The following is a 10524-nucleotide window of genomic DNA, read 5'->3' as shown; positions in this document are numbered from 1 at the left end:
ACTTTATCATAGGGTAACAAACAACGATGAGGAGCACATGCCTATGACAGACGAGCTGGACCCCCAGACTCAACAGCATATTGATGATTCCGCAGACGTCACCGCAGATGCTGACGCTGTGACCTGCGATGATATTGACCTCGACGACCCATTCTTGGACGAAAGCGCTACGGCGGAAACCCCTGGCGCCGAAGATGCAGACGAGCAAAACGACGATGCGCCCGCTCAGGACGACGACCCCGTACAGGATGCCGCTCCGCAAGCTACGGGCCCTATCGAGGTTTCTTCGGAAGAAGAGCTCGACGCCGTCATGGACTCCATGATGGATGCCGTCAAAGCGATGAAAGACGCCGTGGCCGACGCTGACGTTGACGCCGAGGAAGAGGAGGCCGCCGAGGCAGCCTCGACCTTCGTACCCGGCGAGACTCCGGTTGCCGACCAGGGCAGCGCCATGCCCTCGTTTCTGCAGCTCGAGCATCCCACGATTGGCGCCGATGCGGTCGACCCGCACGCAGCAGGCTTTTCTGTGGTCGAGGGCGGCACCGGCAATATCGCCGCGCCGCAGGCTACCGATGCGGACGCCGCCGACACCGCTCGCCCGACCGCCCCACACTCCCCCGCCGCGAGCCGCGATCTGGGGACCGCCGTCTCGAACACCGCGAACGCCGTGGGCACCTTTATCGCCCAGGGCGCCTCGGCCATGCGCGAGATGAACGCCGCGAAAAAGGCACTTGCCGATGCCCGTGCCCACCTGGCCGAACTTGAGCAGCGCATTGCTGACCAGACCGAGGAACTCGAGACGCGCCAGGATATCGCAGGCCGCTACGACCAGATTGTCGCCGACCAGCGCCAGGCGATCGCCACGGCCCAAAAGACTGCAGCGGCCGCCGAGATTGACCGTAATGCCCACGCCTCCAAAGCGACAGAGCTCAAGGGTCAGCTCGAACAAATGAAGACAGAGGATGACGCGATTGAGCTCCGCCTGAAGGCCGCGCTCGATGCCGTGGAGGCCCGCGAGGCGAGCTCGCGCGAGACCGGCAACCGCCTCGTTCGACGTCTTGAGGATTCCAAGCGCATCCGCGACAAGGTGAAGGCAGAGCGAGACGCCGGCATTGCCGCCGCACAACAAACCGTCGACGCCACGCGCGCCCAGCTCGAGACGCTGCGTCATGAGTATGCCGAGCTGCAACGCAATCCCTCGGCAAATCCCGCCAACTATACGGTGCGCACCAGCGAGCTCTCGATGCAGATTTCCGACACGGCAGATGCCCTGCGTAAAGCCGAAGAAGATGTCCCGCGCATCACCGCCGACCTTGAGCACTCGCTTGCCGCAGCCGAGCAGGCCGTCGAGCAGGCTCAAGCCCCTATCGCCGACGCAAAACGCGCGCACCAAGCCGTGACGACCGAAGCCGATACCGCGCGCGACGAGCTGCAGACGGCGAAGACCGCCGCCGCGACTCGTCAGCGCGAACTGCGCGAGAAGATCGCCGCGGAGGACAAGGCACGCCGCGAGCAGGAGCAGACCATCGCCAACGCCCAAGCAGATGCCGCACATGCGCAGTCGATCATCGAACAGGCGACCGAGGTGCACGACCACCCAGAGATCACCGAGTCGCTTGCAGGGTCCTTGGCCCGAGACAAAGCCGAACACACCGAGACCGAGCGAGAAGTCGCCCAGCTGGAGGCCACCGAAGACGACGTACGAGAGCGCACCCGCGACTCACGCATCAAATTCACCGGCGCCATCGTCTGCATAGTCGCCGCAATCCTGGTGATCATCCTGGTCTGGCTGTTCGCAAGCAAGTAAACCAGCTGCCAAAAAACGCTCAACGCAGTTGCGGTGAGATAGTTCCTGTTTAGCCCTCAAAAAGGCCAATTCAAGAACTATCTCACCGCAACTTATTAGATTGATGCAAGGTAGTCATTGGGGACGTTCTTAAACGACTAGTCGAACAAGAACGTCCCCAATGACTACAGCAACAACCACGGCAACGCCAATGTTTTGGCGCGGACAGCGAAAACGCCCCTAAGCGAGCAAGGTGACGTGAAAGAGGAGGGCATTGACCTTCTGGTCATGCCCGACGATTGAACGTCAGATTGCCGCTTAGGGGCGTTTGCAGCGTCGAGCAGTTACGCGGTTCGTAGAACCGCGTAACTAACAAATGAGCATCGCATCGCCAAAGCTGAAGAAGCGGTAGCGCTCCTCGATGGCGGCGGCGTAGGCATCCATGATCTGGTCGCGGGTGGCAAGCGCGCTCACGAGCATCATGAGCGTGGAGCGCGGCACGTGGAAGTTCGTGATCAGCGCGTCGACCACGTGATAGGTCGAGCCGGGCATGAGGTAAAGCTGCGTCGTAGCGTTCTCGCGCGCCACGATGTCGCCGCGGCCGAGCGTATCGGCCCCATCCTCGCGGCCCTCAAAATAGCGCGCCGTCACGGCCGGATCGGACACCGGTGCCTCAGCGTCAAAGGCGCTCTCGAGCGAGCGTACTGCGGTGGTGCCGACGGCGATCACGCGGTGCCCCTCGGCCTTCGCCTTATGCACGGCGTCGACAACCTCCTGTGACACGTGGTAGCGCTCGGTGTGCATGACGTGCTGCGTGGGGTCGTCCTCCTCCACCAGACGGAAGGTATCAATACCCACCTCGAGCTCGACGGCGGCAAACTTCGCGCCCTTGGCCTCGATAGCGGCCATGAGCTCGGGGGTAAAGTGCAGACCCGCCGTAGGAGCGGCAGCCGAGTGCTCCTCCTTCATGGCGTAGACGGTCTGGTACTTCTCGGGATCGCCCTCGTAATCGGTAATGTAGGGCGGCAGCGGCACGTGACCGGCAGCATGAATGGCCTCGTCGAGCGTGCGCGGCTCGCCGGCGGCATTGCAGCCGGCCGGCTCAAAGCGCACCAGACGGCCTCCGCGGCTATCGGAGACAAAGTCGATGACCTCGGCCGTCAGCACCACGGGAGCCCCCTCGGGCGCATGGGCGCCACCGGCGCGATACTCAATCTGAGCACCGGGCTTCAGGCGCTTACCCGGCTTGACCAGGCACTCCCAAACGTGGCCCAGCGGGTCAACATCCTCACGGCGCTTGAGCAGCAGCGTCTCGACCACGCCACCCGAGCCGGCTTTGCGACCGATCAGGCGGGCCGGCATCACACGCGTCTTGTTGATGACGAGCACATCGCCCGGCTCGATATAGTCGATGATGTCGCGGAAGATGCGGTGCTCAACGGTACCGCCGTGCTCCAGCGGCTTCCCCGCCTGGGAGCCTTTGCGATCCACCACCAGCAGGCGGCAGGAGTCGCGCGGCTCGGCAGGAGCCTGGGCAATCAGTTCCTCAGGAAGGTTGTAGTCAAAATCATCGGTACGCATAGACACGTCGGATACTCCTTATATAGCTAAAGTCCGCTCTACATCCTAGCAGGCTGACGTCCCAAATGAACTACTTTTTGGCAGCTTTGCGCTCGTCACGGATGCGGGCGCGGTCCATGGCTGCCTCGACAGCCGAGAAGCGGCAACCACAGTAGCTCTGCCGATACATGCCAAGCTCGCGCGAACGGCGTGTCGCCTCGGGGTAATACGGGCGAAAATCGCGAATCACCGGGGTGAGCCCATGTGCCGCCGCCAAGCGCTCAAGCACGTCATTGCAGGTATCGAACAGCTGGTACGGCGAGACGGCGAGCGTCGTGCCCACAAACTCAAACCCGCGCTCCTGGGCCACGCGGCATGCCTCGGCCAAGCGCAGGGCATAGCACGCGCGACAGCGACGAGGCCGATCGGCACCCAGCGGTGCCACGCCGGTCTCCCAGCGCTCACGGTCCTCCCCTGCCTCGATGAGCTCGATGTCGCCATCGGCACACCACCGGCGCAGCTCGTCCAAGCGGCGCTGCCATTCATCGCGCGGTTGAATATTGGGGTTGGTCCAGCAAATCGTGGGCTCAAACCCCTCCTCGCGCAGCAGGCGAACCGGCTCAAGCGAGCATGGTGCACAGCACGCATGCAGCAACAACGGCTTCATCGACATCTCCTCACCCAAAAAAGCGCACGCCAAAGGACGTATCCTCGCAGGCGACAATGCGGCGGTCGCGCAAAATGGTCCGCACGTAATACCAGTCGCCTACACAGCCCGACAAATGCAAGCCGGCAGCCAGATAGCACAGCAGCGGATAGCCCGAAAACGCAAACCCCAGGGCAAACGCTGTCGTCACAACAACCGTCGGCGCCAGGCAAACCGCCATGTACCGCCGGTGCGAATACACAACGCCTTCGGCGCAGGCATAGATCATCGCCGTCTCGCGATTCGCCCCAAAGGTCACCTTCGCGCCCGCAGGCGCCAGCAGCTTAAAAAACACACCGTGCACCAGCTCGTGCACGGCGAACGACGCCATTGAGATCGCAGCCAAGCCGACTATCCAGCCCAAGACAGCCATCCAGCCGCCCGCGTCAGCCGCATCCAAGTCTGCAGGCCCGCCCAGCAGCATAAACACCGGCACCAGGCACACGGCAAACACCACAAGCACGGCCATCCCCCACACGAAGCAAGCGTGCAGAAAATCCTCGTCCTCAAACGCATGTATGTTGGAAATCTCATTCATAGCATCTTAGGATAGCGCCCCTGCCACGTACCCGTCCGCATGTGCGATAATGTCGAACGATATGCACGAATTGACCACCGCGTCGCCGAGCCCCACGCCCGGCTGCGCTCCCACCATATGCGAAGGAGTCCCATGGCATCCAAATACTCCATGAACGACCGTCCCAGCTGGCCTCGCCGCGCCATCGTTACCGCCGGCGAGCCCTATGGCAACAAGGGCCTTCACTTTGGCCACGTTGGCGGCGTCTTTGTCCCGGCCGACTTCTTCGCCCGCTTCCTGCGCGACCGCCTGGGCCGCGAGAACGTCATCTTCACCTCGGGCACCGACTGCTATGGCTCGCCCATCATGGAGAGCTACCGCAAGCTCAAGGAGAACGAGGGCTACGACAAGTCCATTAGCGAGTATGTCGAGTCCAATCACTCCCGCCAGGCCGCGACCCTCAACAACTACAATATCAGCTGCGATATCTACGGCGGCTCGGGCCTTGAGCCGGCTGCGCAGATTCACAACGAGGTGACCGCCGAGATTATCAAGCGCCTGCACGAGCAGGGCACCATCTCCAAGCGCTCCACGCTGCAGTTCTACGATGCCAAGGCCGGCACGTTCCTCAACGGCCGTCAGGTGATCGGCCGCTGCCCCATCCAGGGCTGCAAGTCCGAGAAGGCTTATGCCGACGAGTGCGATCTGGGCCACCAGTTTGAGCCCGAGGAGCTCATCGCGCCCAAGAGCCAGCTCACCGGCGAGGTACCCGAGCTGCGCCCGGTAGACAACCTCTACTTCGACCTGCCGGCCTACCTCGACTTTATGAAGACCTATACCGCCAAGCTCGCCCAGAACCCGCAGGTTCGCTCCGTGGTCTCCAAGACCATGGAGGAGTGGCTGCTGCCGGCTCAGCTCTACATCCAGAACAAGTTCCGCGAGGCCTTCGATGCCGTCGAGGACCAGCTCCCCGAGCACACCGTGCTGGAGCCCGAGGGCAACAAGAGCAGCTTCACCGTCACCTTCCCCAGCTGGAAGGAGCGCGACGACGCCCACGCGGTGCTCGCCAACGGCGGCGTACGCTTCCGCAGCGGCAAGGCGCTCGTGCCCTTCCGCATCACCGGCAACATCGATTGGGGCGTTCCGGTGCCCGAGGTCGATGGCGTCTCCGACGTCACCTGCTGGTGCTGGCCCGAGAGCCTGTGGGCGCCCATCAGCTATACGCGTACCGTGCTCGCGCGCGATGCCAAGGCCGCCGGCGTGACCGAGGGCGTCGCCGCCCAGGATGCCGCCCTCATGGGCGAGCCCGCCGCCGATTCCACACAGGTGCCCGCGCCGACCTACCAGCACAGCTCGCTCGACTGGCGCGACTGGTGGTGCTCTGATGACGCTCAGATCTACCAGTTTATCGGTCAGGACAACATCTACTTCTACTGCATCGCGCAGACCGCCATGTGGGAGGCCCTGGGCTGGGACCTCACGCAGAGCACCGTCAGCGCCTGCTACCACCTGCTCTACATGGGCAAAAAGGCCAGCTCGTCCTCGCAGACGCCTCCCCCGCCGGCAGACGACCTGCTCAACCACTACACCTGCGAGCAGATGCGTGCGCATTGGCTGTCGCTCGGCCTGTCCGAGAAGCCGGTGAGCTTTAGCCCCAAGGCATATGACACGCGTGTGACCGGCAAGGACAAGGACGGCAACGAGGTGCGCGCCTGCGACGACAAACGCGTTATCGATCCGGCCCTTAAGGAGAGCGCGCTGCTGACCGGCGTCTTCAACCGCCTGGCCCGCAGCTGCTTCTACGGCGTCGCCGTCAAGGAGGGCGACGAGAGCCCCTATCGCAACGGCTGCATCCCCGCCGGTGCGGCCTCTGCCGCCGTGGTCGAAGCCGCCGAGCAGGCAGCTCTCGCCTTTGAGCAGGCTATGTACAAGTTCGAGACGCACCGCGCGCTTGCCGTGTGCGACGACTACCTGCGCGCCGCCAACAAGCGCTGGAGCGATGCCTCCAAGGCCGCCAACAAGCTCGAGGGCGAGCCGGCCAATGCCGCGATGACGCAGGCGCTCGTCGACGCCTTTACCGAGCTGCGCGTGGCGACCGTCCTGATGCACGGTATTGTGCCGGCCGGCTGCGAGCTCATCTGCGAGTACTTCGACGTTGACCCGGTCGCCTTCTTTAGCTGGGATAACATCTTCGCCTCCACGGATGAGTTTGTGGAGAGCCTGGGCGAGAAGCCCGGCGAGCACCGCGTAAAGCCGCTGCCCCCGCGCTTCGACTTCTTCAGCAAGCACGAGAGCCAGTACTAAACACTCGACATGTAATGGAATGGGAAGGAAAGACGGATGTCCAAGCCGCGTCGTCGTAAGCAGAAAAAGCAGGTCAAGGCCGAGCTCAAGCTCAGGCAGTTTGCTGCTACCGAGCTTTCCGACCAGCTTGCCGCCCAACACTCCGCCGCCGACCTGCCGCGCTTTATGGTCGACACGGTCGCCGGCGCCTATGCGCCCGCCGATGCCGAGCTCATGATCGAGGGCTTCGGCGCCGCGGCCACACGCCCGGTCACGCTGCGCGCAAACACGCTCAAGGCAACCGCCGAGGACATCGCTGCGGCGCTCGATGCCGCCGGCATCGCTCACAACCCCGTCACCTGGTACCCAGACGCCTTCATCCTGCCCGAAGCACAGGTTTCCGACCTATGGGACCTCGACATCTACCGCGACGGCAAGATCTACTTGCAAAGTCTGTCGTCTATGATGCCGCCGTTGGTCCTGGGCGCCCAGGCAGGCGAGGACATCCTGGACATGTGCGCAGCCCCTGGCGGCAAGACGACGCAGATCGCCGCCCTCACGCAGGGGCAGGCGCACCTTACCGCCTGCGAGATGAGCATTCCCCGCGCCGAGAAGCTCGAAGCCAACCTCCACCGCCAAGGCGCAAAAAACGTGCCCGTCATGCGCACCGACGCACGCGAGCTCGACGAGTTCTTCCGCTTTGACCGCATCCTGCTCGACGCTCCCTGCACCGGCACGGGCACCGTTATCAGCGGCAACGAGAAAAGCCTGCGCGGCCTGACCGAGCAGTTGCTGAGCAAGTGTGCCCGCTCGCAGCGTGCGCTTCTGGACCGCGCCATGGGAGCCCTCAAACCGGGCGGCACGCTCGTCTATTCGACTTGTTCGATCTTGCCGCAGGAAAACGAGGACGCCCTGCAAGAGGCCCTCGACAAGCATATGGACTGCGAGCTCATCCCCCTCGACGGCACGCCAAGCGAAAGTGAGGCACGCCGCGCCCAGGAAGCTGGTGAGGAGCCGCGCATCGAGTCCAACGCCCTGACCGAGGCCATTGCCGCGGGTCAGGTATCGGCCATCGCCAACGGCCTGCCCGGCACGCTCACCATTCCGCCTAGCCGCGACTTTGAGGGCTTCTACATTGCCCTGATCCGAAAACGCAGCTAGCGCACGGATCCAAAACTCAACAAGCTATCTCCGTGCGCGTTTGCTCTGCTGGTCGCGATGCTGTTTAAGCGTCGTGCGCTCCTTGCGTTCGGCCCTTTTGCCCTTAATGGCCGTGACCACAAAGTAGATGACCGCGGCGGCAACGATTGCGCCCACGCACAGGCCAATCGAGCTAAACATTGCTGTCAATTCCATACCGCGTCACCTCTCTTTTAAACGGGACATTCAAGATAGCACCTCAATACCCGCCACCACAGCTCCTTCACGTTCGCCGGCCCTTCGGTCTAACGGATGGCGCGGCGGGGAAAAATCAACTCGTCAAACGATTTAGCATTCGCAATTCCGGCTGCATCGCGCCGGCCGTCATCACATAGAATCGAGCTTCCATGGATACCCTCAACGATCTAAATGAGCGCGTCGACGCCTTCGTCGGCACCAGCTCCTTCGACACGCCTGCCGCGGCAAACGACCAAGCCCCCATCGATGTGCCCGCCGAGGTTCACGAGGACATCGTCGCCTCGGTCGATTTCTCCGAGGTCGAGCTCGCAGACGAGTTCACCGAACCCCAGGTAGCCGTGACCCCCAACGGACTGCTTCCCATGGAGCCGCTGCCCATCGACGGGCGCCTGCGCAAGGCGGCCCTTCGCATGCCTGACGAGATTGAGGAGGCCAGCGGCTTCACGCTCTTCGGCCGTCGTATCAAATCGCTCATCTACACCACCGACGTCGCGGTCATCCGCAACTCCAACGCCGATGCCGTCTTTGCCGTTTACCCCTTCACGCCGCAGCCCGCCATTACGCAGGCGCTGCTGACCGTCGCCGAGTGCCCGGTCTTCGTAGGCGTGGGCGGTGGCACCACCACCGGCAAGCGCTCCGTTCAGATGGCAGCCGTCTCCGAGATGCAGGGCGCGGCGGGCTGTGTGGTCAACTCCCCCGCCACCGCCGAGATGGTCGAGCACATCACCAACATCGCCGACATCCCCGTCATCGCTACGGTCGTTCGCTGCGACGACGATGCCCACGCCAAGGTGCGCGCTGGAGCCAAGATTCTCAACATCGCCGCCGGCAAGAACACGCCCCAGGTCCTACGCGAGCTGCGCAAGCACTATCCCAACCTGCCGCTCATCGCGCCGGGCGGCAAGACGCCCGAGAGCATCCGTGAAACCATCGCCGCCGGCGCCAACGCCATCATCTGGACGCCGCCTTCGGCCCAGCAGCTGCAGACCGACATGATGCAGCGTTATCGCAAGATGAAGGAAGACGCCACACCTGTCATCTCGCACGACGATGTGCCCATTATCGACCAGGTCTCCGCCGCCGAGGTCAGCCAAGTCGAGAACATGAATCCCGACGTGCCGATTCCCGACGAAGTCATCGAGCGCGTCGCTTCGATCCACGAGCGCGTCGAGGAGCATCGCGCCAACCGCGGCCTCAAGCCGTCACTGCACGGCTTCTTCTTCCGCGGAAAGAAACGCTAACCCCAACAGCAAGGCCCGCCCCACAAACGTGAGGCGGGCCGTTTTCGTTTGAGCAATCATGCAGCGATGTGATGGGGCAAACTAATTCACGCGCTTGTCGCCCATAAAGAAGAGCGCCACCGTACCAGGTCCGGTATGCGAGCCAATCAGAGTACCGATGTTATTGATCTCAATCTTGCCTTTAAGCTGCGGAATCTGTTCCTCGATCAGCGCCGCAACTGCCTCGGCATCCTCGCGGCACGCCGAGTGCGACATGACGCACTTACCCGAATAATCCGCACCGTCCTGCACGTGTGCCATCATGGTCTTAGCCATCTCGGAAATCGCGCGCTTCTTAGTGCGAATCTTCTCACGTGGCGACAGCCCACCTTCGCAATCGACTGTCATAAGCGGGCAAATCTTAAGCGCCGTGCCGATGATCGCGCTCGCAGCCGAAATGCGACCGCCGCGCAGGTAGCTCGACAGATCGGTCGAGAAGAACCAGTGGTGCAGTTTGAGCTTGTGCTCCTCGATCCAGGCAGCCGTCTCGTCGAGTGAAGCCCCGCTATCGCGCACGTCGGCGGCACATTCCGCCAGCAGGCCAAAGCCCGAAGACGCCGCCAGCGAATCGATGACGCGCACCTTGCCGCCCTGGGGATAGCGATCCGCGAGCATCTGCGCCGCAACGCAAGCCGAGCCATACGTACCCGAAATACCCGACGACAACGTCAGGTGCAGCACGTCTTTACCCTCGGCAACAAGCGGCTCCCAAAACTCCTCGTACTCACCCACGCTCACCTGAGACGTCTTGGGCATGGCGCCTGCGGCAATCTGGGCAAAAAACTCGTCCGGCGTAATCGACTGATACAGATCGTCCGTATAGACAACATCGTCGATCTCGTAATGAAAACACACGACAGGGATATTGCGCGATTCAAAGAACTCCCGAGTTCGATCGGCGGCGGATTCACAGGTCAGGACAAAATCACTCATATGAGGCTCCTTACTCATTGCTGCGCAAATTATCGCACAGTGAGCCTACATACGGTACATA

General features: G+C 62.7%; 9 protein-coding genes. 4 read left to right on the top strand and 5 right to left on the bottom strand.

The window, feature by feature from the left end:
* The first annotated feature begins 43 nt into the window (after positions 1 to 43).
* Positions 44 to 1807 carry a coiled-coil domain-containing protein gene (locus tag ABHR76_RS01955; RefSeq protein ID WP_346976677.1) on the top strand — a complete coding sequence of 588 codons (1764 nt, stop codon included), beginning with the start codon at positions 44 to 46 and terminating at the stop codon, positions 1805 to 1807.
* A gap of 348 nt (positions 1808 to 2155) precedes the next feature.
* Here ABHR76_RS01955 and queA read toward each other — a convergent pair whose 3' ends face one another.
* The 3 genes from queA to ABHR76_RS01940 form a co-directional block, all read right to left on the bottom strand.
* The gene (queA, locus tag ABHR76_RS01950; RefSeq protein ID WP_346976692.1) at positions 2156 to 3367 is read right to left on the bottom strand and encodes a tRNA preQ1(34) S-adenosylmethionine ribosyltransferase-isomerase QueA; all 1212 of its coding nucleotides are present in this window, start codon (positions 3365 to 3367) and stop codon (positions 2156 to 2158) included.
* Between the two features lie 70 nt (positions 3368 to 3437).
* Positions 3438 to 4013 carry an epoxyqueuosine reductase QueH gene (locus ABHR76_RS01945; RefSeq protein WP_346976676.1) on the bottom strand — a complete coding sequence of 192 codons (576 nt, stop codon included), beginning with the start codon at positions 4011 to 4013 and terminating at the stop codon, positions 3438 to 3440.
* 10 nt (positions 4014 to 4023) lie between these two features.
* Positions 4024 to 4590: a DUF3267 domain-containing protein gene (locus tag ABHR76_RS01940; protein ID WP_346976675.1), complete on the bottom strand. Its 567-nt coding sequence runs from the start codon at positions 4588 to 4590 to the stop codon at positions 4024 to 4026.
* Positions 4591 to 4722: 132 nt separating this feature from the next.
* Here ABHR76_RS01940 and ABHR76_RS01935 point away from each other — a divergent pair, with 132 nt between their 5' ends.
* Both ABHR76_RS01935 and ABHR76_RS01930 read left to right on the top strand, forming a co-directional pair.
* On the top strand, positions 4723 to 6873 hold the full coding sequence (locus ABHR76_RS01935) for a class I tRNA ligase family protein (RefSeq protein ID WP_138340467.1): 2151 nt from the start codon (positions 4723 to 4725) through the stop codon (positions 6871 to 6873).
* Positions 6874 to 6909: 36 nt separating this feature from the next.
* Positions 6910 to 8013, top strand: a complete 1104-nt coding sequence (locus ABHR76_RS01930) for an RsmB/NOP family class I SAM-dependent RNA methyltransferase (protein WP_346976674.1) — start codon at positions 6910 to 6912, stop codon at positions 8011 to 8013.
* Between the two features lie 24 nt (positions 8014 to 8037).
* Here ABHR76_RS01930 and ABHR76_RS01925 read toward each other — a convergent pair whose 3' ends face one another.
* On the bottom strand, positions 8038 to 8208 hold the full coding sequence (locus ABHR76_RS01925) for a hypothetical protein (RefSeq protein WP_346976673.1): 171 nt from the start codon (positions 8206 to 8208) through the stop codon (positions 8038 to 8040).
* Positions 8209 to 8399: 191 nt separating this feature from the next.
* Here ABHR76_RS01925 and ABHR76_RS01920 point away from each other — a divergent pair, with 191 nt between their 5' ends.
* Positions 8400 to 9491 (top strand): beta/alpha barrel domain-containing protein, encoded by a 1092-nt coding sequence (locus ABHR76_RS01920; protein WP_099431937.1) that lies wholly within the window; start codon positions 8400 to 8402, stop codon positions 9489 to 9491.
* Positions 9492 to 9572: 81 nt separating this feature from the next.
* On the opposite strand, the gene ABHR76_RS01915 is transcribed toward ABHR76_RS01920, so the two are convergent.
* Entirely contained in the window at positions 9573 to 10463 is an 891-nt protein-coding gene (locus tag ABHR76_RS01915) for a DegV family protein (RefSeq protein WP_195363630.1), read from the bottom strand.
* Between the last annotated feature and the right edge of the window lie 61 nt (positions 10464 to 10524).

The organism is Collinsella aerofaciens, assembly GCF_039752985.1.
Taxonomy (GTDB): domain Bacteria; phylum Actinomycetota; class Coriobacteriia; order Coriobacteriales; family Coriobacteriaceae; genus Collinsella; species Collinsella aerofaciens_BT.
Note: the sequence above shows the minus strand (reverse complement) of the source record. Positions and strands in the feature narration are given on the sequence as shown.

Bases quoted from the DNA above. Each gene is read 5' to 3' on its own strand.
- ABHR76_RS01955 (WP_346976677.1), top strand. From the start codon at position 44: ATGACAGACGAGCTGGACCCCCAGACTCAACAGCATATTGATGATTCC.
- queA (WP_346976692.1), bottom strand. From the start codon at position 3,367: ATGCGTACCGATGATTTTGACTACAACCTTCCTGAGGAACTGATTGCC.
- ABHR76_RS01945 (WP_346976676.1), bottom strand. From the start codon at position 4,013: ATGAAGCCGTTGTTGCTGCATGCGTGCTGTGCACCATGCTCGCTTGAG.
- ABHR76_RS01940 (WP_346976675.1), bottom strand. From the start codon at position 4,590: ATGAATGAGATTTCCAACATACATGCGTTTGAGGACGAGGATTTTCTG.
- ABHR76_RS01935 (WP_138340467.1), top strand. From the start codon at position 4,723: ATGGCATCCAAATACTCCATGAACGACCGTCCCAGCTGGCCTCGCCGC.
- ABHR76_RS01930 (WP_346976674.1), top strand. From the start codon at position 6,910: ATGTCCAAGCCGCGTCGTCGTAAGCAGAAAAAGCAGGTCAAGGCCGAG.
- ABHR76_RS01925 (WP_346976673.1), bottom strand. From the start codon at position 8,208: ATGGAATTGACAGCAATGTTTAGCTCGATTGGCCTGTGCGTGGGCGCA.
- ABHR76_RS01920 (WP_099431937.1), top strand. From the start codon at position 8,400: ATGGATACCCTCAACGATCTAAATGAGCGCGTCGACGCCTTCGTCGGC.
- ABHR76_RS01915 (WP_195363630.1), bottom strand. From the start codon at position 10,463: ATGAGTGATTTTGTCCTGACCTGTGAATCCGCCGCCGATCGAACTCGG.